19 protein-coding genes and 1 riboswitch are annotated in these 22,340 nt (G+C 71.8%); of the genes, 13 read left to right on the top strand and 6 right to left on the bottom strand.

The features are described from left to right. Position 1 precedes the first annotated feature (1 nt). Complete coding sequence (locus ACFWRV_RS28600; RefSeq protein ID WP_384338611.1) at positions 2 to 1,480, bottom strand: helix-turn-helix domain-containing protein; 1,479 nt, start codon at positions 1,478 to 1,480, stop codon at positions 2 to 4. 276 nt (positions 1,481 to 1,756) lie between these two features. Between ACFWRV_RS28600 and ACFWRV_RS28595 the strand changes: the two genes are divergently transcribed. Together ACFWRV_RS28595 and ACFWRV_RS28590 are read left to right on the top strand one after the other, a co-directional pair. Then, entirely contained in the window at positions 1,757 to 2,374 is a 618-nt protein-coding gene (locus ACFWRV_RS28595) for a hypothetical protein (RefSeq protein WP_384338610.1), read from the top strand. A 161-nt stretch (positions 2,375 to 2,535) separates the two neighbouring features. Beyond that, a complete protein-coding gene (locus ACFWRV_RS28590; protein WP_384338609.1) occupies positions 2,536 to 5,058 on the top strand; it encodes a SpoIIE family protein phosphatase in 2,523 nt (840 codons plus the stop codon). Between the two features lie 29 nt (positions 5,059 to 5,087). Here the strand turns inward: ACFWRV_RS28590 and ACFWRV_RS28585 are convergent, their stop codons facing one another. Then, complete coding sequence (locus ACFWRV_RS28585) at positions 5,088 to 6,479, bottom strand: FAD-dependent oxidoreductase (RefSeq protein ID WP_384338608.1); 1,392 nt, start codon at positions 6,477 to 6,479, stop codon at positions 5,088 to 5,090. 452 nt (positions 6,480 to 6,931) lie between these two features. Then, positions 6,932 to 7,119, top strand: a riboswitch (cyclic di-AMP (ydaO/yuaA leader). Between the two features lie 5 nt (positions 7,120 to 7,124). Here ACFWRV_RS28585 and ACFWRV_RS28580 point away from each other — a divergent pair. Together ACFWRV_RS28580 and ACFWRV_RS28575 are read left to right on the top strand one after the other, a co-directional pair. Beyond that, positions 7,125 to 7,961, top strand: a complete 837-nt coding sequence (locus tag ACFWRV_RS28580; protein ID WP_384338607.1) for a transglycosylase SLT domain-containing protein — start codon at positions 7,125 to 7,127, stop codon at positions 7,959 to 7,961. Between the two features lie 158 nt (positions 7,962 to 8,119). Continuing rightward, complete coding sequence (locus tag ACFWRV_RS28575; RefSeq protein ID WP_384338606.1) at positions 8,120 to 9,763, top strand: GMC oxidoreductase; 1,644 nt, start codon at positions 8,120 to 8,122, stop codon at positions 9,761 to 9,763. Between the two features lie 63 nt (positions 9,764 to 9,826). On the opposite strand, the gene ACFWRV_RS28570 is transcribed toward ACFWRV_RS28575, so the two are convergent. The 4 genes from ACFWRV_RS28570 to ACFWRV_RS28555 all read right to left on the bottom strand — a co-directional run bounded on the left by ACFWRV_RS28570 (position 9,827) and on the right by ACFWRV_RS28555 (position 15,573). Further along, positions 9,827 to 10,306: a carboxymuconolactone decarboxylase family protein gene (locus tag ACFWRV_RS28570; protein WP_384338605.1), complete on the bottom strand. Its 480-nt coding sequence runs from the start codon at positions 10,304 to 10,306 to the stop codon at positions 9,827 to 9,829. Next, the gene (locus ACFWRV_RS28565) at positions 10,303 to 11,382 is read right to left on the bottom strand and encodes a dihydrodipicolinate reductase (RefSeq protein ID WP_384338604.1); all 1,080 of its coding nucleotides are present in this window, start codon (positions 11,380 to 11,382) and stop codon (positions 10,303 to 10,305) included. Before ACFWRV_RS28565 ends, ACFWRV_RS28570 begins: the two co-directional genes overlap by 4 nt. Before the next feature lie 121 nt (positions 11,383 to 11,503). Beyond that, positions 11,504 to 14,455: a CARDB domain-containing protein gene (locus tag ACFWRV_RS28560; protein ID WP_384338603.1), complete on the bottom strand. Its 2,952-nt coding sequence runs from the start codon at positions 14,453 to 14,455 to the stop codon at positions 11,504 to 11,506. A gap of 164 nt (positions 14,456 to 14,619) precedes the next feature. Continuing rightward, on the bottom strand, positions 14,620 to 15,573 hold the full coding sequence (locus ACFWRV_RS28555) for a UbiA family prenyltransferase (protein ID WP_384338602.1): 954 nt from the start codon (positions 15,571 to 15,573) through the stop codon (positions 14,620 to 14,622). Positions 15,574 to 15,691: 118 nt separating this feature from the next. On the opposite strand from ACFWRV_RS28555, the gene ACFWRV_RS28550 reads away from it, so the two are divergent. From ACFWRV_RS28550 to ACFWRV_RS28510, 9 genes are all read left to right on the top strand, one after another. Then, on the top strand, positions 15,692 to 16,744 hold the full coding sequence (locus ACFWRV_RS28550) for a type III polyketide synthase (RefSeq protein ID WP_384338601.1): 1,053 nt from the start codon (positions 15,692 to 15,694) through the stop codon (positions 16,742 to 16,744). 13 nt (positions 16,745 to 16,757) lie between these two features. Further along, entirely contained in the window at positions 16,758 to 17,285 is a 528-nt protein-coding gene (locus tag ACFWRV_RS28545; protein WP_384338600.1) for an isoprenylcysteine carboxyl methyltransferase family protein, read from the top strand. Next, positions 17,282 to 18,298: an NAD(P)/FAD-dependent oxidoreductase gene (locus tag ACFWRV_RS28540; RefSeq protein WP_384338599.1), complete on the top strand. Its 1,017-nt coding sequence runs from the start codon at positions 17,282 to 17,284 to the stop codon at positions 18,296 to 18,298. The genes ACFWRV_RS28545 and ACFWRV_RS28540 overlap by 4 nt, the downstream gene beginning before the upstream one ends. A 156-nt stretch (positions 18,299 to 18,454) precedes the next feature. Next, entirely contained in the window at positions 18,455 to 20,113 is a 1,659-nt protein-coding gene (locus tag ACFWRV_RS28535) for an MFS transporter (protein ID WP_384338598.1), read from the top strand. A gap of 3 nt (positions 20,114 to 20,116) precedes the next feature. Continuing rightward, on the top strand, positions 20,117 to 20,581 hold the full coding sequence (locus ACFWRV_RS28530) for a VOC family protein (protein WP_384338597.1): 465 nt from the start codon (positions 20,117 to 20,119) through the stop codon (positions 20,579 to 20,581). A 94-nt stretch (positions 20,582 to 20,675) separates the two neighbouring features. After that, complete coding sequence (locus ACFWRV_RS28525; protein ID WP_384338596.1) at positions 20,676 to 21,074, top strand: DUF6221 family protein; 399 nt, start codon at positions 20,676 to 20,678, stop codon at positions 21,072 to 21,074. Between the two features lie 85 nt (positions 21,075 to 21,159). Further along, entirely contained in the window at positions 21,160 to 21,537 is a 378-nt protein-coding gene (locus ACFWRV_RS28520; protein ID WP_384338595.1) for a DoxX family protein, read from the top strand. 233 nt (positions 21,538 to 21,770) lie between these two features. Continuing rightward, on the top strand, positions 21,771 to 21,974 hold the full coding sequence (locus ACFWRV_RS28515; RefSeq protein WP_032791721.1) for a cold-shock protein: 204 nt from the start codon (positions 21,771 to 21,773) through the stop codon (positions 21,972 to 21,974). A gap of 180 nt (positions 21,975 to 22,154) precedes the next feature. Continuing rightward, positions 22,155 to 22,283 carry an LPFR motif small protein gene (locus ACFWRV_RS28510; protein ID WP_003964321.1) on the top strand — a complete coding sequence of 43 codons (129 nt, stop codon included), beginning with the start codon at positions 22,155 to 22,157 and terminating at the stop codon, positions 22,281 to 22,283. Positions 22,284 to 22,340: the final 57 nt, after the last annotated feature.

Raw genomic sequence — 22,340 nt, 5'->3', positions numbered from 1 at the left:
TCTAGGACGCTGCCTCCGCGGACACCCACCGGCGGTCGGCCGTGTCGTAGTCGAACACGGGCCGCCCGGCCACCCCGCTCGTCCGGAACGGCCGCCCGCCGTCGTCGACGCGCACCGTGCCGGACCGGCCGCCGCTGCTCCAGCTCAGCTCCGCGAACCAGTCGCAGTCGCAGCCGACCGCGCGACCGGTGATCAGGAAGACCTCGGGATCGGTGACCGAGACGCGATACGGGAAGGACACCGCCTCGATCGGCTCGCCCGAGTCGTTGCCCGCGACCGAGCGGGCGACGGGACGGGGGACATCGAGATCCACGTCGAACATCCTCGGGGTGAGGGACCCGCCGCAGCCCGAACTCATCCGGTAGACCCGGCCCCGCGCCGACGTCCGGCGCTCGACCACCCGGATCCGCAGGGATTCCAGCACCACCGCCCGCTCGTCCCGGCCCTGCAACGTGATCCGGACACCGGTCTCGCCGGCGTGCACGGCGCCGAGCGCTCCGGCCCAGGGAGCCGCGTCGGCCTCCGCCGGGGGCGGCGGGACGGCGGCGGGCGCCCGGTCGACGAGGTAGGCGTGGTCGCAGCCGTTCTTCCAGACGTGGTCGTCACCGGTCCAGGTGAACGGCACCCGTCCGGTGTCCGGGACCGACGTGGGCCCGGAGGGCCGGGGGAGTGTCTCCTCGCGCGGCCCGACGCCGGGCGGCCCGCTCGGCCGCGGGCTGCCGGAGGGCGTTCCCCGCCGGGTTCCGCTGGGCGTGACCAGCGGCTTCCCGGGACTGAGGGAGCCGGAGGGAGAGGGCTCCGGGGCGTCGGCCGGATGCCCGCCCGGCTGTTGGGCCACCGACGGAAGCCGGTCCGCACCCGAGGGACCCGCCCCTCCGAGCGCCGCGACCAAGGCCAGGACGAGCAGCGCCGCGGCGAGAACGCCGAGCCCCTGCCCGTACCGGCGCGCCCGGCGCGACCGGAGCACCGGCCCCCACAAGGACCCGCTCCGCCGTGCGGCCGACTGCCCGGAGCCGGAGCCGGAGCCGGAGCCGGAGCCGGAGCCGGGGTCGGGCATGGGCACGGGCACAGCGTCAGTGGACGGCACCGGGTGAGATGCCTCCTCGCCGGCCTGCCCGGACACGGCCCCGTCCGCGCGCGGCCCGGCTTCCGCCTCCGCCTCCACCGACGGACCGGACCCGTCCTCCGCCACCCCCGCACACGCCGCCCCCTGCCGGTCGAGGCGTTCGCCGTCCGCCAGGAGCCACAGGCGGTGCAGTGCCTCCCGCTCCTCGGCCGGTGCGCCGCACAAGCGGGCCAGTCGCTCCACCGGGGCGAACTCCGCGGGCACCGTCCGCCCCGTGCAGTACCGGTGCAGCGTCGAGCCGCTGACCCCGATGCGGCGGGCCAGCGACGCGTACGTCCGGCCCGATCCCTCCCGCAGCGCGCTCAGCCGCTCCGCCAGCACCGCCCGTGCCGCCCCCTCGGCGTCACCCGACACGCTCGACCTCCCCCGCCGCTGTTCCAGGGCGTTCCAGCCCTCCGAGAACACCCACGTCACCGGGGGTGGGACGGTTCCAGCCCGGCGGGAAGCCGTGTCGCGCTTGTCCGGGTCCGGGGCGGCGGCCCAGGCTGGTGCCGATCCCGTACCGCCGGCGTACTGCCCCTCAGCGGGCCCCGTACGCCTCGGTGCGATGCCGTACGACCATCTGAGCGCACCACCGACGGCACCCGACCACGTCACCGACCGCACCATCCGAAACGGGGAAACCTCATCATGCGCACTCTCCGCACCGCCCTCCTGACCGTCATGGCCGCAGGCCTGGCCGTCACCGCCCTGGCCCAGGTGCCCGCCGCCGCGGCCCCTGCCCCCGCTCCCGCCCCGCCGAAGTTCCTGAGCGCGGGCCAGCTGCCCGCCTCCCTCACCCCCTGGACGGCCGGCCCGGTACGCCAGGGGGTGCCCGACGAGGGGTCCGTGTGCACCACCGGAATCGCCCCGGCGGCCGGCACCCGCCACCGGGACTTCCGCACCGAACTGGACACCAACGCCCGCCAGACCATCACGGTCGCCACCACCACCGCCCGGGCCAAGGCGCTCGCCGCCGAGCTGCGCAGCGCCCTGGAGACCTGCCTCGACCGGCTCAAGGAGCAGGACCCCGGCCTGGAAGGGGAGGCGTTCTACCAGGGCCGGATCAACGTGGAGGAGGGCGCGCACGTCTACAGCATCGACACGTCCTACCCGGAGATCGGCTCCACCGACATCGGGCTCCACTCGGTGGGCCGCGACGGCAGGACGGTGACCGTGGTCGAGTGGGGCCAGCTCGGCGAGCTCGACGGAGCACCGCTGGAGGGCTTCAAGAAGACGACCCGCACCGCAGTCACCAAGCTGCGCTGATCCCGCTTCCGCGACCGGCCGCCGCAGGGGAGCGGCCGGTCGCGGAGGTGCGCGGTACCCCGGATCGGGAGCATGCTGGCTGTGTGACCCGGCACGAGACGACCCGGTATCCCCCGCCCGCCGGAAACGGGGCCGCGGCCGGGGGACCCGACGGTGGCCGCGTGCCCGACGAACTGTCCCTCGTACTCGCCCAGGCACTCGTCAGCGCCGTCGAGTCGACCGACGGCTACGCGGGCGGGGTCTACCTGCGGAGCAGAACGCCCGGGCTGCTGCGGCTCGCGGTCCTCGCCGGGCTGCCGGGACCGCTGTTCCGGCCCTGGTGGCGAATGCATGTGAACCGGCCCTTCCCGGTGTCCGAGGCCTACCGCTCGGGGCGGCCCGTGCTGCTCCACGACGCGGAGGAGGCGATGCGCCGGTTCCCGCAGCTGATGGCCGGGCTGCCGTTCCCGTTCGGTTCGCTGTGGGTGCCGATCATCGGACCCCGGGGCAGCGTCGGCGTGCTGGCGGTCCTGCGGGCCTCCACGCCGGGGCAGCCGGTCGCCCCCGCCGACGGGGAACGGCTGCACAGCCTCGGCCAACGGCTCGGCGCCGCGCTCACCGACCTGGAGCGGCGGGGCGTCGACTGCGTATGGGAGACCGAGCCGGTCCCCGTGCAACTGCCCGCCGCCACCACGCCCCCGGTGCGGGTCGGCCGGTTCGACTGGGACCTGCACTCCGGGCAGGTCGCCGCCGACGACGAACTCTGCGCGATCCTCGGCTTCGAGCCCGCCGTCTTCCCGGGCACCGTCGACGCGCTCGCCGAACGGCTGGTCCCCGAGGACGTGTACGGGCTGTGGGCGCTGGCCCGGCGGACCGTGGAGTCCGCCGAACCGGTGGTCCGCCGGATGCGGCTGCGCGGTCCCGACGGCAGGTCCCACCTGCTGGAGCTCTCCGGCCGCTGGACGCACCCGGACGGCGCTGTGTCCGCCAGTCATCTGAGCGGCTTCCTGGTCGACCTCGGCGCGGGACCCGTCGTGCCGGAGGCCGCCGACCGGCTGCCCCGGGGCATCCTCTCCCTGGACCGGCTCGGGCGGATCACGTACGCGAACGGCCTCGCCGAGGAACTGCTCGGCCACTCCCGGCCGGAGCTGATCGGCCACGGGGTGTGGCAGGCCCTGCCGTGGTTCGGGCACGAGGCCTACGAGGACCACTACCGGGCCGCCCTGATGGCCGACGAGCCCGTCCACTTCCTCGCCCGCCGCCCGCCCTCGCGCTGGCTGTCGGTGTCGCTGTACCCGGGCCACGACGGGGTGAGCGTCGTCCTCCAGGCGACCGACCAGCCGGCCTACGCCCCCGGCTCCGTCACCTCGCCGGGGCTCGGCATCGGCTCGACCGCCGACCGTTCCTCCGCGCTGTACCGGCCGGTGGCCCTCGCCATCGCGCTGACCGAGGCGGTCACGGCCCGTCAGGTCTCCGCGGTGGTCACCGAGGAGCTGCTGCCCGCGTTCGGCGGCCGCCAGCTCGCCATCTACCTGCTGAACGAGCGCCATCTCCATCTGGCCTGGGAGACGGGATTCCCCAAGGGCTTCCTCGACCGCTTCGACGGGGTCGGGCTCGACGTCAGCATCCCCGGGGTGGAGACCCTGACCACGGGCCGCCCGATCTTCTTCGAGTCCATGCAGCGCCTGGCCGAGGCCTACCCGGGCATCCCGATCGACGCGGACGTCGGGGCGCGGGCGTTCCTGCCGCTGATCGCCTCGGGCCGGCCCGTCGGCTCCTGCATCCTCGGCTTCGACCGGCCCCGCGGCTTCAGCCCGGAGGAGCGCACGGTCCTGACGGCACTGGCCGGGCTCATCGCCCAGGCCCTGCAACGCGCCCAGCGCTACGACAGCGAGTCGGCCCTCGCCCGCGGACTCCAGGACGCCCTGCTCCCGCACCGGCTGCCCGAAGTGGACGGGGTGGACACCCTGGGGCGCTACCTCTCCGGCACCCAGGGCATGGACGTGGGCGGCGACTGGTACGACGTCATCGAGACCGGTCACGAACTCGCCCTGATCATCGGCGACGTTCAGGGACACGGGGTGTCCGCCGCCGCGACCATGGGCCAACTGCGCAGTGCGGTACGAGCGTTCGCGCTGAGCAACCATGATCCGCAGGAGGTGATGAGCGGGACGAACCGACTGCTCATCGACCTGGACCCGGGACAGTTCGCGAGCTGCTGCTACATCGCCCTCGACCCGGCCACCGGCGTGGCCCGTGCCGTACGGGCAGGGCATCCGCAGCCCGTGCTGCGGCGGCCCGACGGCCGGACGGAAGTGCTGGACCTGCCCGGCGGCATCGTGCTCGGGATCGACGGGGACGCGGCCTACCCGGTCACCGAGATGCGGCTCGAACCGGGCGCGATGCTCGCGCTGTTCACGGACGGGCTGATCGAGCGCCCCGGGACGGACATCGACGAGGGGATCGAGCGGCTGCGGGCGACCGTCGAGCGCATCGGCGCGGTCCCCCTGGCCGACACCGCCGACCAGGTCATCGGCGAGGCGAGAGCGGCCACCGACCGCCCCGACGACATCGCGATCCTGCTGGCCGCCCGCTGGGCCGACGCCCCGGAGGTCCGTCGGCCCCGGACGGTGCGGGAGCCCGGGCCCGACCTGTGGCGCACGTTCAGGAGGCCGGACCCGGGGCGTCCTGCGGCGGATACCTAGGTCCGGCCTCCTGGAAGGCGTTCTGTCGGTCAGGCGTCGGCGGGCAGCTCGGCCGGCACGAAGGCGCCGGAGGCCCCCAGCATGCCCTCGCGGTCCACGACCTTGATCCGCTCGCGGCCCTGGGCCGCACCGAGCGCCTGCTCGTGGGCGTCCAGCTGGTGCCAGCCCTCCCAGGTCGTGTAGCGGACGCCCCGGCCTTCCAGGAAGGCCTCGACGGCCTCCGGGGCGGGCGTGGCCGGCTCGGGCAGACGGCCGGCGGCACGGTCCTCCAGGAGGCAGGCGACCGTCTCGTTGGCGTCGCCCTTGGTGTGCCCGATCAGACCGATCGGACCGCGCTTGATCCAGCCCGTGACGTAGACGGAGCTCATGTGCTCCTCACCGGCGATGACACGTCCCGCCTCGTGCGGGACGGTGCCGGAGGTCACGTCGAAGGGGAGCTTGGGCAGCTCCTCCGAGTAGTAGCCGACGGCACGGTAGACGCTCTGGATGTCCCAGTCGGTGAACTGACCGGTGCCCCGGACGTTGCCGGTGCCGTCCAGCTCGGTGCGCTCGGTGCGCAGCGCCACGACCTTGCCGTCCTCGCCGAGGATCTCGACCGGGGACTCGAAGAAGTGCAGGAACAGCTTGTGCGGGCGGTCGCCGACATCGCGGATCGCCCAGTTCTCCAGGGTCTGCGCGACCATGTTGGCCTGCTTGTTCTCCCGGCGGGTCGCGATGGAGCCCTCGTCGTACTCGATGTCCTCGGGGTTGACGATGACCTCGATGTTGGGGGAGTGGTCCAGCTCCCGCAGCTCCATGGGGCTGAACTTGGCCTGCGCCGGGCCACGCCGCCCGAACACATGCACCTCCAGCGCCTTGTTCTGCTGGAGGCCCTGGTACACGTTGTCCGGGATCTCGGTGGGCAGCAGCTCGTCGGCCGTCTTGGCCAGGATGCGGGCCACGTCCAGGGCCACGTTCCCGACGCCGAGCACGGCGACCTTCTCCGCGGTGAGCGGCCAGGTGCGGGGCACCTCGGGGTGCCCGTCGTACCAGGAGACGAACTCGGCCGCGCCGTAGGAGCCGTCCAGCTCGATGCCGGGGGTGTCGAGCGCGCGGTCGGCCTCGGCGCCGGTGGAGAAGATCACCGCGTCGTAGAACGACCGCAGGTCGTCCAGGCCGATGTCGTGCGGGTAGCTCACGTTGCCGAAGAGCCGGATCTGGGGCTTGTCCAGCACCTGGTGCAGGGCCTTGACGATGCCCTTGATCCGCGGGTGGTCGGGGGCCACGCCGTAACGGATCAGGCCGAAGGGCGCGGGCATGCGCTCGAAGAGGTCGATGGAGACCCCCGGGTCCTGGCAGACCTCGGATTTGAGCAGCGCGTCCGCAGCGTAGATACCGGCGGGGCCGGCTCCGACAATGGCGACGCGGACGGGGCGTGTCATGGCGTGGTGATCCTTCGGGGCGGGCGAACGCGGGCAGGTACAGCGTACGTCGGAGGTAAGGGTTGGCTTACTAGTCTCCACCCCACACCGTAAGCGATCGCCGCGCGGGACCCTCGACCGCCCCTGCGCAGGGTGACCGATTAGTCCGCTTTATTATGCCTATATGGTCGATTTGTTTCTTTTGCGCTTCTCATCCATAAACAGTCCCGATGGTGTTGTTGAGGCATTTGCCTGGGCCCGTTTTCACCATCGCGCCGAGGGAGTGGTGAGCGTCACGTCCGCGAGGGCGGACGCGGAAGCGGAGGCATCGGTTCCCTTCTGTGCGAAGAAAGTTGACGCCGTGACGGCGTCGCCCGATCCGGGAATTCCGTTATTCGATCATGTGCGGAAAAGGGAATCCGGAATGCGGGGCTTGTTCCGTCCGATGTTTCTCGCCTACGGTCACCGTCAATCCGGATGGAACGCCGAATCCTGCCGCCGTCCGGGAATCCGAAACCCACTCACGTACGGCAGGAGCGGGGGACCCAGGTAAGCCGCCGATCCGTAACCGGAACGGCTTGGGGTGAAGTCGCACGACCGTGCGGCCAGACATCTCCCGTCTGAACCCGACAGCTCACCTCGCAGGCGCCGGAGAGGAAATCCCCCATGCCCGCACAGGGTAAGCACCGCCGTCCCAAGTCCACCTCGCTGAGCCGCGGCCTCGCCGCCGTGACCACCGGTGGGGCCGTACTCGCCCTCCCGGTGATCGGCGCCACCAGCGCCTTCGCGGCCCCCGCGCCCGCCGCCGCGCCGCAGGCCGTGGCTCCCGCCTCGGTGTCGCCGCAGGCGAATTCCGCCGCGAAGGCCGCCCCCGCCCAGCATTCCGTGGTGGCCGGCGAAACTCTTTCCAAGATCGCCCGCGAGCATTCCGTCAGCGGCGGCTGGGAGAAGCTGTACGAAGGCAACCGGAAGATCGTCGGAGGGAATCCCGACCTTATTCACCCCGGTATCAAGCTGGTTCTCGGAGCCAAGGCCGCCGCCCCGTCGGACGACAAGGCCGCCAAGGCCTCCCCGTCCGCCGCACGTGGCGCGTCGGCGGACCGGGCCGACCGTTCGGAGCGCATCGAGGCCGCCCCGGTGGCCAAGGCCGCGCCGGCCGCCGAGAAGGAGGCCGTGACCTACACGAACGACCTCGACGGCTGGATCAAGGAGTCCCTGGCGGTCATGGCCGAGCAGGGCATCCCCGGCACCTACGAGGGCATCCACCGCAACATCATGCGCGAGTCCTCGGGCAACCCGGCCGCCATCAACAACTGGGACTCCAACGCCGTCAAGGGCACCCCGTCCAAGGGCCTGCTCCAGGTCATCGACCCGACCTTCCAGGCCTACCACGTGCCCGGCACCTCGACCGACAGCTACGACCCGGTCGCCAACATCACGGCCGCCTGCAACTACGCCGCGGACCGGTACGGCTCGATCGACAACGTCTTCGGCGCCTACTGATCCTCGCGCGACCGAACACCAGGAGCCCCGGACCGCACGGTCCGGGGCTCCCGTGTCGTCCCGGGGTGTCGCCGGGAAGTTACCCCCAAGTTTCTCGTGACTTGCCACGCATTCGGCAGTAGAACCTGTTGCACTCTGTCGAGAGTGAGGAACGTCACATGCGCGAAAATGCCATGCAGGACAGCGAGACCAAGGGTGTCTCGCGTCGAAGATTCATCACTGGAACAGGTTCTCTTCTGGGCGCCGCGGCGATGGCCGGGCACACCACGCCGGCGTGGGCGCGTGTCCGTGCGGCGGCAGCGCCGATCGGATCCGGGGCCCGGGTGCCTGTCCTGGTCGTCGGCACCGGATACGGCGGCTCCGTGGCCGCTCTCCGGCTCGCCCAGGCCGGAACGGACGTCCACATGATCGAGATGGGCATGGCCTGGGACACCCCCGGCGCGGACGGCAAGATCTTCGCCAACACCACCAGGCCGGACGACCGCTCCTTCTGGCTGCGCACCCGGACCAAGCAGCCGCTGAGCAACTTCCTCGGCTTCCCCATCGACAAGAACGTCAACCGCTACACCGGCATCCTCGACGCCGAGGAGTTCGGCGGCATCACGGTCTACCAGGGCCGGGGCGTCGGCGGTGGCTCCCTGGTCAACGGCGGCATGGCCGTCACCCCGCGCCGGGAGAACTTCGGCGCCATCCTCCCGACGGTCAACGCCGCGGAGATGTACGCCACCTACTACCCGCGCGCCAACAGCGGACTGGGCGTCACCACCATCGACCCCGCCTGGTTCGACAGCGTCGACTGCTACCAGTACGCCAGGGTCGGCCGGAAACACGCCCAGCGCTCCGGCTTCCCCTTCCTCTTCGTGCCCGCCGTCTACGACTGGGACTACATGAAGCAGGAGGCGGCCGGAACCGTCCCCAGGTCAGCCCTGGACGCCGAGATCCTCTACGGCAACAACCACGGCAAGAAGTCGCTCCAGAAGACCTACATCGACCGGATCAGAGCCACCGGCCGGGTCACCATCTCCCCGCTGCACAAGGTCACCACGGTCACCCCGGCTCCCGGCGGCGGCTACACCGTGCTCATCGACCAGCTGGACACCGGCGGCCGGACCACCGCCACCAAGACCGTCACCGCGGACAAGGTGTTCTTCGCCGCGGGCAGCGTGGGCACCAGCAAGCTCCTCGTCGGCCTCAAGGCCACCGGCGCGCTGCCCCTCCTCAACGACGAGATCGGCCAGGGCTGGGGCGACAACGGCAACGTCATGTGCGGCCGGGCCAACCACCTCTGGGACCCGACGGGAAAGGTGCAGTCCTCCATCCCCACCGGCGGCATCGACAACTGGGACGCCGGGGGAGCGTTCGCCGAAGTCGCACCGCTGCCCACCGGGATCGAGACGTGGGCCTCGTTCTACCTCTCCATCACCAAGAACCCCCACCGCGCCCGGTTCACCTGGAACGCGGCGGCGGGGAAGGCGGAGCTGAACTGGCAGACGGCGTGGAAGCAGCCGTCCATCGACGCCGCGAAGACCATCTTCGACAAGATCAACCGGAAGGAGGGGACGATCTACCGCACGGACCTCTTCGGCGTCCACAAGATCTGGGGCGACCACCTCACCTACCACCCGCTGGGCGGTGCGGTCCTGGACAAGGCCACCGACAACTACGGCCGGCTGCACGGCTACCCGGGCCTGTACGTCATCGACGGGGCGCTGATCCCCGGGAACACCAGCGTGAACCCGTTCGTCACCATCACCGCGCTCGCCGAGCGCAACATCGAACGGATCATCGCGACCGATCTGTAGGCGGCTCTTCGGCATACGGAGAGCCCGGGGCCGGGAGTGCCAACCCGGCGGCCCCGGACTCCGTCAGTGACCGGGCAGAACGCACACCGCGTCGATACCCAGCACATGGTTGAGCCGTCCGAACGCCAGCCACGAGCCGATGCTCATCGTCAGCTCCACGATCTCCGCCTGGCTGTAGTGCGCGGTCATCCGCTGCCAGAAGGCGTCGTCCAGACCGTGATGGTCGAGCGTGTACCGCTCGGCGTACTCCGCCGCGAGCCTGGTCCGCTCGTCGAAGGCGTCGGTCGTACGCCACTCGGTCACCGCCCCGGCGAACTCCTCCTCGACCTTCGCCCCGTCCCGCTCGGTCCGCCAGTCCAGGCAGAACAGACACCCGTTGATCTGCGCGACGCGCAGCCGGGCCGCCTCGAACTCCCGCAGCCCCAGCGTCGTGTGCTCGTAGACGGACATCGAGAACGTGGCGGCGGCCACGCCGATGCCGGGGACCATCTCCCCCCACACGTAACCGATGGGCTCCTGGCCCTCCGGAATGTCGATGATCATGCCGGTCTCCTTCCCAGCCTGCCGACCGCAGGCCGCAGCGGAACGTCGAGTGCGTCGTACAGGCCCGGCTTCGCGTCCACCAGCCAGTCGATCGCCGAGACGAGCCGCCCGACCGCGGTGGCGTTCCCGCCCGCCGACCGGTTCTCGCCCTCGTCCAGGGCCTCGACCGTCACCTCGATACGGGGCCGGCCCTCGATGACGACCCGGTGCGCGCCCACCCCGTCGGGCGGGGACGGCCAGTCCGGGGCGCACGAGGCGTGGATCCGGGTGATGTGCTCGATGACGATCCGGGGCTCGCCGTCCACGATGCCCTGCACCTCGAAGCGCACGGCGCCCTGGGTGCCCTCGGCGAACGTGCCCATCGTGCGGGTGCGGACCTCGCGCTCCAGCGCCCGGCGGTCCAGCGTCTCGCGGATCTCGTCGAGCTCGACGCCCAGCGCCCGCGCCATGAGACGTATCTGACCGCCCCACACCATCGTCGGGACACTCTCCGCCAGCATCAGCGGCTGGTAGTCCATCGGGTGCCCCATCCCGATCAGATGGCGCACCGAATCCTCCTGCTCGTACGTGGAGTAGTCGAAGATCTCCTGGCAGCGGATGACGTCCACCTCGGTGCCGAGACCACTGACGAGCAGCGGCAGGACGTCGTTTCCCCAGCCGGGGTCGACGCCGGAGACGAAGAGGGAGCCGCCGCCCTCGGCGACGGCGGCCACGATCGGGTCCCGCAGCTCGGGCGGGGCGTTGCGCTGGTCGTAGAGCGGATAGAGGGAGGGCGTGACGACCACCGCGCCGGCCCGGATCGCCCGGCCGATGTCGGCCAGCGCGTCATCGGGACGGATGTCGCCGGACGCCGCGTAGAACACCGCCCGGGGGCGGGCGGAGAGGACGGCGGCGATGTCGTCGGTGGCCGCGACCCCGAGCGTGCGCCCGAGACCGCCGAGTTCGCCGGCGTCGCGGCCGACCTTGGCGGGATCGTGCACGAGGACGGCGGCGAGTGTCAGTGCCGGATGGGCCGCGACGGCGCGGATCGCCGCGCGGCCGACGTTGCCGGTACCCCAGACAACCGTAGGAATCATGCGCGGAGGGTAGCCCCGGCGCCTTGCACTTCCCAGAGCCGTGACACCACCAGATCCGCCGGTACAAAGGGGTGTTCCCGGGCCGACGGTCATCGGTCGGCCCGGGAACCGTGCAGGGGGTTCAGCGCTTCGCGCGTGCTCCGTTCGGGGTGCCGGAGACGGTGAACTGCGAGCCGGGCTCGATCAGCACATGGCCGTCGCGCGAGTCGGTGATCGTCACGTCGGTGAGCGTCGCGTTGCCGCGGGCGCCGCCCATCGCGAGGATGCCCGATCCGTTGTTGGACTTGTCGATCCGCACGTTCTGGATCTTGACGTCCGGCATCAGGCCGCCGCCCGTCTTGAACTGGATGCCGTCGTAGGTGGAGTCCACGATGTCCGTGTCGCGGATCGTGACCCCGGGGATCGGCAGGTTCTGCGGGAAGAGGGTGATCGCACCGAACTCCTGGTCCTCGTTCCAGAAGGCTCCGCCGGTGCGGTACAGGCCGTTGTTGGCGATCAGCGTCTGCCCGGAGAAGGGCAGCGGGTCGTGGTCGGTCGCCAGCATGATGGCCGGGTAGTTCATGGTGTCGGAGATCAGGTTGTTCTCGATCTTGTTGCCGTAACCGCCGTAGATCGCGATGCCGTTGGCGCGCCAGGGGAGCTGGATGGTGTTGTTGCGGAAGCTGTTGTCGTGGCCGATGTCGACGGACTGGTCCTTGACGTACTTGCTGGACCAGACGGCGAGCGCGTCGTCGCCGGTGTTGCGGAACGAGGAGTTGTAGACCGTGGAGTTGCGGGTGCCGTTGGCGAAGTTGATGCCGTCCGCGTACGTGTTGCGGATCCGCATGCCGGTGAACTCGACGCCGTCACCCGGGTTCCACAGCGCCTGGATGTTGTCGAAGTCGCGGCCCGCCCAGACGCCCACGTTGGCGTGCTCGATCCAGACGTTGCTGATCTTCGTGTCCTTGCCGAACCGGCCGTTCAGCGCGACGCCGCCCTCGTGGTTGCCGTCGCCGCCGCGGATGGTGCCGGAGCCGAAGATGGCGATGTCGGAGATTTGCGTGTTCTCGTCGATATCGAAACCGAAGTTGCCCTCGTGCGGGTGGTTGATCCCGCCCGCCTCGTGCGGCGGGGTCAGCGTGTAGAGCTGGGAGTGCCACATGCCCGCGCCACGGATCGTCACGTCCCGGATGCCGACCTGGTTCCACTGGCCCCGGTCGAGCGGGTCGTCGGTGAGGATCTTCTGTTCCTGGCGCCACTGGCCCGCCGGAATCCACACACAGTCGATCTCGCCGTTCTGGTTCGCCGTCACCGCGCGCTGGATCGCGGCCGTGTCGTCGAGCCCGTCGTTCGCCACCGCGCCGTACGTCGTGATGGACACGCAGCCCGACGGCTGTGACGAGGGTGCGGCCACCTGTTCCAGGTCGATCAGGTCGATGACGTAGAAGGAGGCGTTGTCGCTCGCATCCCGCTGGAGACGGAACTTGGTTCCCACCGGGTAGGTCTGGGTGAGCAGGGCGTGGGACTCGTCGAACAGGCGCCGCGCGTCGCCGCCGGGCGTGTTGGTGAGCCCTTCGGGGCTGTCGGTGTTCCCGTACAGCCAGCTGTGCTTCGAGGAGAGGTCGAGCTTGCGGACGAACTGGCCGTCGGCGTACAGGCTGATGGTCGCCTCACGGCCGCCGCCACCCGGCGCGTCCGGGATGGAGTTGCGCACGACGATCGAGTTCGCCGGGGCGGTCGAGGTGAACTCGACGTACTGGCCTGTGGAGTTGAGCCGCACCGACTCGCGGCCGGAGGACTCGGTGGCGAAGTTGGTGTGCCCGAAGGTGCGTTCGGCGTCGGACTGCAGCAACGTGCCCTGGTAGTTCGCCTTCTCCGCCTCCAGCTCGGTGTACGGTACGGCGGCGCCGCGTCCGACCACGATGGACCGGGCGAAGGTGTTGTTGGTCTCGCTGGTCTCCGCGACCAGGTTCGTGGCATCGGCCGTGGCGGTCAGGGTCGCGCCCCCGCTCGCCGCCGTCCAGCTCCCGCCGACCGTGACGTTCGCGGTCGCGCCCGCCGCGATGGCCGGGGTGGTGCCGTTGAGCGTGGTGGAACCGACGGTCAGCCGGGTGACCGTGCCCGCGCTCACCGCGCTGGTGCCACGGTTGTGCACCGCCACGGTGAAGGTGACCGCCGCGCCGACCGCCGGGTTGGCCGGGGTGGAGGAGATGGAGCGGACCTGCAGGTCCGGGCCGGGGCTCTGACCGACCACCAGCGGGGAGTCGGTGGTGCGGCTGTTGTTGGTGTTGTCCGACTCGACGACCGTGTCGGTCGGGTCCACCAGCGCCGAGACCGGGTACGACCCCTGCGCCCGCTTGCCGGCCTTGACCGAGATGGGGGCCGAGGCCCCCGCGGCCAGCGGGCCGACCGGCGCGCTGCCCACGACCACGCCGCCCAGGCTGACGTTGACGGTGGTCGCGGGGGAGGCGGCCGAGCCGGCGTTGCGGACGGTCCCCCCGACGGTGATGTCGTCCGTCTCGGACGGTGACGCCGGGCTCCAGGACAGGGCGCTCACGGTCAGGTCCGGGTTGGGCGCGGCCGTGCCGAGCACCTGGATCTCGGCGACCTGGGCGCCGGGCGCCTCGGTGTTGGAGAAGAACTTCAGCTGGAGGTCGGCGACCCGGCCGGTGACGGGGATGGTCACGGTGTTCCGGTTGGAGCCGGGGTTGAACACGTATCCGGCGCGGGCCCGCAGCGAGGAGAACACGGTGGCGTCCTGCTTCCGGCCGAGCACCTGGATGTCCTGCGTCCGCGTCGCCCAGACCGGGTCCGGGTTGAGCTTGAGGACGACGGACTGGATGTCCGCGTCCGCCCCGAGCTTCACCGTCAGGTCGGCGGGGTGACCGTTGGACTCCCAGTAGCTGTCGACTTTGCCGTCGTTGGCGTTGGCGGCCGGGTAACCGCCGTGCGACCCGCTGGCGGTGACGGTCTTGCCCCGGGCCAGATCGGTGGGCTCAGCCGCGTTCGCGGCGACGGGCAGGAGTCCGACCGAGACCATCCCGGCTATCAGGAGCCCGGAGATCGACCGCCCGGTACGTCGCTTCCATCTCATGGTGTCCTCTGCTTCCACGATATTTGAGGCTTCAAGTCAATCTTTTGCAGTGAGAGGTTCATAGATTTCTGCTCTGTTTCGGATTTGTCAACGGTCCTCGCATGGTCATGTCATGCGGGTGCATTGTTTGACGTTGCGTCAGATACGGTGCGAGAAGGTGCCGTTCAGGAGGCGGAGGTGCCCAGGGCCAGCAGCAGCGCCAGATCCACCGCTGCCACGGCCACCGCTCCGGCCAGTGCGGCCTTGCGCCACCGGCGGCCGAGCGCCGGGCCCGCGAGCGACGCCGTACCGGCCAGGACGAGCGCCGCCGCACCCCCGCCGTCCACCGGTCCGGGCGGCCCGAGGGCCAGCACCGCCGTCGCGCCGAGGAGCGGCAGCGGCAGCAGCAGCCGGGTCCCCGTGTCGCCCAGCCGGTGCGGGAGGCCCCGGATTCCGGCCGCCCGGTCCACCGCGATGTCCGGGAGCGTGTCGGCCAGATGCGCCGCCAATCCGAGCAGGGCCCCGGCCGCCACCGTCCACCACCGGGGCGCCGGCCCGCCGGGCAGGGAGAGGGTGACGGCGGCGGGCAGGGCGCCGAATCCGGCCACGTACGGCAGCCAGGACAGGACGGTCGCCTTGAGCCGCAGGTTGTAGAGCCAGGCGGCCGCGACCGCGGCGAGGTGCACCGTACCCGCGAGGACACCGCAGGCCAGCGAGAGCGGTACGCACACGGCGAGCGCGATCCCGGCCGCCGCCCACACCGCACCCGCCCCGACCGTGCCGTCGGCCGCGGGCTTCCCCCGGCGGCCGGCCCGCGCGTCACGCCGCGCGTCGTACGCGTCGTTGCACCAGCCCACCGAGAGCTGCCCGGCCAGCACCGCCGCCGTGACCAGCGCGGAGCGGGGGCCGCCGAGTCCGGAGCCGAGGGCGAGGGCGCAGGCGAGCGCGGTCACCGCGAGCGCCGGCCCCGGGTGGCACGCGAGCGCGAGCCCCACGACCCGGCCCCGTCGCCCGGCGCCGACGGGATCGGCGCCGACGGGATCCGCGCAGGCCGGAACCGGACCGCCCGTTTCCGGTGCGTCCGGATCCGCGTCGGCCCGACGCGCATCCTCCGGGCTCACCCTGTCCGTGGCGTCCATCGGGCGATCGTAGAGGCCTGTCGCCCCGTCAATGCGGCGACCGGGCGGGTCTTTTGCGGCGTTCCACCACGCCGTGTGGGCAGGATGGGGGCATGACGCCACCGAAGCAGGAGGCAGGATGACCCGCATCGCCGCGGTTCACGGGGCACTGCCGCCCCACCGCCACACCCAGCGTGAAGTCACCGACATGGTGGCCCGCACCTGCCTGCCGCCCGGCGCCGACCGCCGGGTCCTGGAACGGCTCCACGAGAACGCCCGAGTCCGCAGCAGGCACACCGTGCTGCCCCTGGACGGCTACCGCGACCTCGACGGCTTCGGCGCCTCCAACGACGTGTTCATCCGGTCCGCCGTCGACCTCGGCGCCCAGGCCGTACGCGGTGCTCTGCGGGCGGCAGGGCTGCGGCCCTCCGATGTGGACCTGCTGATGTTCACCTCCGTCACCGGGGTCGCCGCCCCCTCGATCGACGCCCGGCTCGTGACCCGGCTGGGGATGCGGTCGGACGTGAAGCGGCTGCCCGTCTTCGGCCTCGGCTGCGTCGCCGGAGCTGCCGGGACGGCCCGGCTGCACGACTACCTCCTCGGCCGCCCCGACGACGTGGCCGTGCTCCTGTCGATCGAGCTCTGCTCCCTCACCTTCCAGCGCCACGACGCCTCGCCCGCCAACCTGGTGGCGACCGCGCTGTTCGGCGACGGAGCGGCCGCCGTGGTCGCCCTCGGCGGCCGCCGGGCCGTCGCCGGGCCCGAGATCGTGGCCACCCGCAGCCGGATGTACCCGGACACCGAGCACGTCATGGGCTGGGACATCGGCTCCACCGGGTTCCGCGTCGTCCTCGATCCGGCCGTGCCCGACGTCGTACGCCAGTACCTCGCCGACGACGTACGGGAGTTCCTCGACGAACACGGCCTCAAACCGAAGGACATCGCCCACTGGGTCTGCCACCCGGGCGGCCCCAAGGTCCTGGAGACCGTGTCCGAGGTCCTGGACCTGCGCGAGGGCGCCCTCGACGTCACCTGGCGCTCGCTGGCCGACGTCGGCAACCTCTCCTCGTCCTCTGTCCTGCACGTCCTGCGCGACACCATCGAACAGCGCCGGCCGGAGCCGGGCACCCCCGGGCTGCTGCTGGCCATGGGACCGGGATTCTGCTGCGAACTGGTGCTGCTGCGCTGGTAGGAAGGAACGGCTCATGACCTGGTACACCGTCCTCGTGCTCGCCGTCGCGGCCGAACGCCTCGCCGAACTCGTCGTAGCCCGCCGCAACACCCGCTGGAGCCTCGCCCGGGGCGGCGTCGAATCGGGCCGCGGACACTATCCGGCGATGGTCGCCCTGCACACCGCCCTCCTGGCCGGCTGCCTGGCGGAGGCCGGATTCACCGACCGTCCCTTCCAGCCGGTCCTCGGCTGGGCGATGGTCGCCGTCGTCGTGGCCGCGCAAGCGCTGCGCTGGTGGTGCATCCGCGCCCTCGGCCCCCGCTGGAACACCCGCGTCATCGTCGTCCCCGGCCTGCCCCGGGTCACCGGCGGCCCCTACCGGTGGACGGGGCACCCCAACTACGTCGCCGTCGCCGCCGAAGGCCTCGCGCTGCCCCTGGTCCACGGGGCGTGGGTGACCGCGCTGGTCTTCACCGTCCTCAACGCCGCGCTCATGGTCGTACGGATCCGGTGCGAGGACGGGGCGCTGGCCCGTCTCCCGGCCGCGGACGCACGGGCGTGATCGACGTCCTGGTCGCGGGCGGCGGACCGGCCGGACTGGCCGCCGCGATCCGCGCCGCGTCGGCGGGCCTGGAAGCGGTGGTGGTCGAGCCGCGCACCGCCCCCGTCGACAAGGCGTGCGGCGAGGGCATCATGCCCGGGGGCGTCGCCGCCCTGCGCGACCTCGGCGTCCGGGTGAGCGGCCACGAGCTGCGGGGCATCCGCTACACCGACGGGCGGCGCAGCGCGGAGGCAGCCTTCCGGGGCGGCCCCGGCGCGGGCGTCCGGCGCACCGAACTCCACACCGCCCTGCACGAGCGGGCCGCCGCCCTCGGCGTACGCGTCGTCGCCGCCAAGGTGGGGGAGATCCGGCAGGACGAGCGCACCGTCACCGCCGCCGGACTCACCGGGCGCTGGCTCATCGCCGCCGACGGGCTCCACTCGCCGCTGCGCCGCGCCCTGGGCCTCGACCACCCGGTCCCCGGCCCCGGACGCTACGGGCTGCGCCGCCACTACCCGATGGCCCCCTGGACGGACCATGTCGAGGTGCACTGGTCCCGGCACGGCGAGGCGTACGTGACCCCGGTCGGCGAGCGCCTGGTGGGGGTGGCCGTCCTGAGCCGCGACCGCCGCCCCTACGACCGCCATCTGGCCGCCTTCCCCGCCCTCGCCGCCCGGCTCGCGGACGGCCCCGGGGCCACCCCCGTACGCGGGGCCGGTCCGCTGCGGCAGCGGGCGCTGGGCCGACGGGCCGGGCGGGTCCTGCTGGTCGGCGACGCCGCGGGCTACGTGGACGCCCTCACCGGGGAGGGCATCGCCCTCGCCGTCGCCACCGCGACGGCCGCGGTCGACTGCCTGACCGCCGGGCGGCCCGAGGACTACCCCCGCCGCTGGGCACGGGCCACCCGACGCTACCGCCTGCTCACCGCGGCCCTGCTGGGCGCCGCCGGCCACCCGTCCTCGGGGCGGCTGATCGTCGCCGCGGCCCACCGGGCGCCCGCCGTCTTCCGCACAGCCGTCCACGCGCTGAGTTGAGCCGGGAGGCCCGGGCCGGCCTCTGACGGCTCGATTGGCGAGGCCCCCGGTTCCGGCATAACGTCGGTCGGGTGATCGTCCGCGTTCACCCGACCGACGCGGAGACCGGCTGCTCCCACGGGGCTCACTGCCCTCGGCACGAGAGACGACCGCACTATGACGGGCTCCCACGCGAACCCCGCAGACACGGCAAAGACCTCTGACCGGCACCGGGGCGGACTGGCACTGCTGGTCATCGCTTCCTGCCAGCTGATGGTGGTCCTCGACATCACCATCGTCAACATCGCGCTTCCGGACATCCAGAAGTCCCTGGGCTTCTCCACCGAGAACCTGTCCTGGGTCGTCAACGCCTACACGCTGACGTTCGGCGGACTGCTGCTGCTCGGCGGGCGGCTCGGTGACATCCTCGGCCGCCGCCGCGTCTTCATCTTCGGTGTCCTGCTCTTCGTCTTCGCCTCGCTGCTCGGCGGACTCTCCCAGGAGTCCTGGCAGTTGCTGGCCGCCCGTTCGCTGCAAGGCGTCGGCGGCGCCATCGCCTCGCCCACCGCCCTTTCCCTGATCACCACCACCTTCCGCGAGGGACCCGAACGCAACCGCGCGTTCGGGGTGTTCGCCGGCGTCTCGGCGGGCGGCAGCGCGATCGGTCTGCTGGCGGGCGGCATGCTCGTGGAGTGGCTCGACTGGCGCTGGGTGCTGTTCGTCAACGTCCCCATCGGCCTGCTCATCGCGTTCGCCACCCCCCGCTACATCGCCGAGTCCGAGCGCCATCCCGGCCACTTCGACATCGCGGGCGCCCTGAGTTCCACGGTGGGCATGGTGCTGCTGGTGTACGGCTTCATCCGCGCGTCCGAGGACGGCTGGACCGACTCCCTCACGCTCGGCTCGTTCGCCGCCGCCGTCGTCCTCCTGGCGGTGTTCATCGCCATCGAACGCCGCTCCCGGCAGCCCATCACCCCGCTGTGGATGTTCCGCGACCGCAATCGCGCCGGAAGCTACGCCATGATGCTCAGCCTCTCGGCGGCGCTGTTCGGGATGTTCTTCTTCCTGACCCTGTTCGTGCAGGACGTGCTCGACTTCAGCCCGTTGCGGGCCGGTCTCGCCTTCCTGCCGGTGAGCGCCATCATCGCCGTCGGCGCGGGCCTGGCCTCCCAGTTGCTCCCCCGGTACGGTCCCAAACCCTTCATGGTGGTGGGCGCGGTCCTGGCCGCGCTCGGGCTCGGCTGGCTCACGCTGACCGATATCCATTCCACCTACCTCGGCTCCATCCTGGGACCGATGCTCGTCTTCGGCCTCGGCATGGGCATGCAGTTCGTCTCGCTGACCCTGATGGCGGTGTCGGGCGTCGCCCCGAAGGAGGCGGGCGCCGCCTCCGGCATCCTCAACGCCACCCAGCAGGTCGGCGGCTCGCTGGGGCTGTCGATCCTGGTCACGACGTTCGGCACGGCCAGTCGCAACGAGGCGACCGAGCAGATGTCGAGCTTCCGCCAGGAGGCCACGCGCGCCCAGCAGCTGGAGGCGCAGAGGACCGGCGAGCTGCCACCGCCCTGGGGCGACGAGATCCTCACCTCGGGCGTCTCCAGCGCCTTCGTCGTCGCGGCCTGCTTCGCCGTGGTGGCCGCCCTGGTCGCCCTGTTCATCATCCAGGTCCGGCCGGCCGACCTGGCCCGCCTCCAGGGCGGCGCTACGCCGCTCGCCGGGGAGGGGACGGGCGAGGACGAGGCGGCCGAGCCACCGCCCGCCCCCGGGACACCCCAGCCCGGCCCGGACGAACCACGGCCCGACCCGGGCACCGACCCACCCACGAAAGGGCGCTGACCCATGGACTGGACCCTCGAAGTGATCGTGCTGCCCGTGACCGACGTCGACCGGGCCCGGGACTTCTACCGGGACAAGCTCGGCTTCGCCGTCGACATCGACGCCGAGGTGATGCCGGGCGCCCGTGTCGTCCAGCTGACGCCGCCGGGATCCGGCTGTTCGATCGCCCTCACCGACGGTCTGCCCAACCCGACCGGAACCCCGCAGCCGGGCACGTACCACGGCCTTCAGCTCTGTGTCACCGACATCGCCGCCGCGCACGCCGAACTCGTCGGCCGGGGCGTCGAGGTCTCCGCGCCGCAGAGGTACGGGGACGAGGACGGCGCGACCTTCATGTACCTCACCGACCCGGACGGCAACGGCTGGGCGGTCCAGGAGTACCGCCGCCGGGAGACCGAACCCCTGCACCGGCTGCTCGCCGACCGCGCAGCGGGGAAGGCGGGGGACACGGGGGACACGGTGGGGTGAACCGGATGCGGAGGTGGATCGCGCCGCGTCCGGTCCACCAGAATGCTCCCGTATCGAGTGCAGAGATCCATCAGCGCAAGGGAGCGGCATCCACATGGGCGGCAACGCAGAGATGGTGGCCTTCGTCCGGGCGCGGCTCGCCGACGAGGAACACGTCGCCATGGCCGCCGGCGGGGACCGATGGCGGTGCCCGGCCGATGTGCCGGGAGAGGTCCACGACCGCACGGGCGGGGTGGCGTTCACGGTGCGCGGCCGGGGCTTCGACCAGCACATCGCCCTCCAGAATCCCGCGCGGACCCTGGAGCGCATCGAAACGAGCCGCGTGATGCTCGGCGAGTACGTCGAGGTGGCCGACCTGGACACCGACCGCCCGGCCGAGGACTACCGCTCCGGCCGTGCGGTGGGCCTGGGCTTCGCCGTACGGCAACTCGCCGCCGAGTACGCGGGCCACCCCGACTACCAGGCGCGCTGGCTGCCCAGATTCATCCAGTGACGGGGGGTGCGGTACGCGTCGGGAACCCGTAACTTACTCTCAAGTAAGTACCGGCCCCGGCATGTCCCGTCGTCGAAGGAGAAGCATGTCCCGCCAGACGCGTTCCGCCGTCCTGCTCGCCGGGCTGATGGGCGGAGCGGGAGTGCTCCATTTCGCCGTCCCCCGGGCCTTCGACTCCACCGTGCCGCGGATCCTGCCCGGAAAGCCCCGCACCTGGACGTACGCCAGCGGAGTGGTCGAACTCGCCCTGGCCGCGGGCCTCGCCCACCCCCGGACGCGCCCGGCCGCCGCCCGGGCGACCGCGGGTTTCTTCGTCGGTGTGTTTCCGGCCAATGTGCAGATGGCCGTCGACTGGCGTCACCGGCCCCGGCCGCAGCGGTTCGCGGCCCTGGCGCGGCTGCCCCTCCAGGTGCCGCTGGTCCTGTGGGCACGGGGTGTCGCCCGGGGTGCCGACGGGCCCTGAACGGACCGTGATCGGTGTGGTTCGAGCCGGTGACCGTGAAGGTGATCCACAGCAAAATGGCGTTGCTCTCTGGTGAGGAGTGATCCCGCCGTGTAGCGTCGCCGGAAGATGTCGTGGTTCGCAGTACCTGCCCGCGCCTGGCGCGGGCGTTTTGCTGTGCAGTGCCTGAGAACCAGGGCGATCACCTCCGGGTCCGCGCGGTGCGGATCCGTTTACTGCTGAGAGGTACAGGCATGGCCAGCGGAACCGTCAAGTGGTTCAACTCGGAAAAGGGCTTCGGCTTCATCGCGCAGGACGGCGGCGGCCCCGACGTCTTCGCGCACTACTCCAACATCAACTCCTCCGGCTTCCGTGAGCTCCAGGAAGGCCAGGCGGTGACCTTCGACATCACCCAGGGCCAGAAGGGCCCGCAGGCGGAGAACATCACCACCGCCTGATCCGGGTTGACCGACCCTGGAGCCCCGGAGCGCATCGCGCTCCGGGGCTCCAGGGCTGTGCGGGCCGTGATCCGACCGGGTGGCCGCGTTACGGGATTGGGGTGCCGCGGTGCGGGTACGCGGTGGCTCTCGAACCCAACGCCCCTGGAGCCTCCGGGAGCGAGAACGGAGGTCGGACTCATGCTGAAGGCCATCGCGGACGTACTCCGCTCCATCGGCGGAGCCATCGCCACCGTGGTCACGTTGCCCTTCCGGGCGCTGGCCCGGCTGTTCGGGGGCGCGTCGAGCTCCGCGCGCGGACACCACTGAACGCACGACATGCCGGTGCCCCGGCCCTTCGAAGGGCCGGGGCACCGGCATGTCGTG

Source organism: Streptomyces sp. NPDC058576, from assembly GCF_042718715.1.
GTDB lineage: Bacteria > Actinomycetota > Actinomycetes > Streptomycetales > Streptomycetaceae > Streptomyces.
This window is presented reverse-complemented; position numbering and strand designations above follow the sequence as displayed.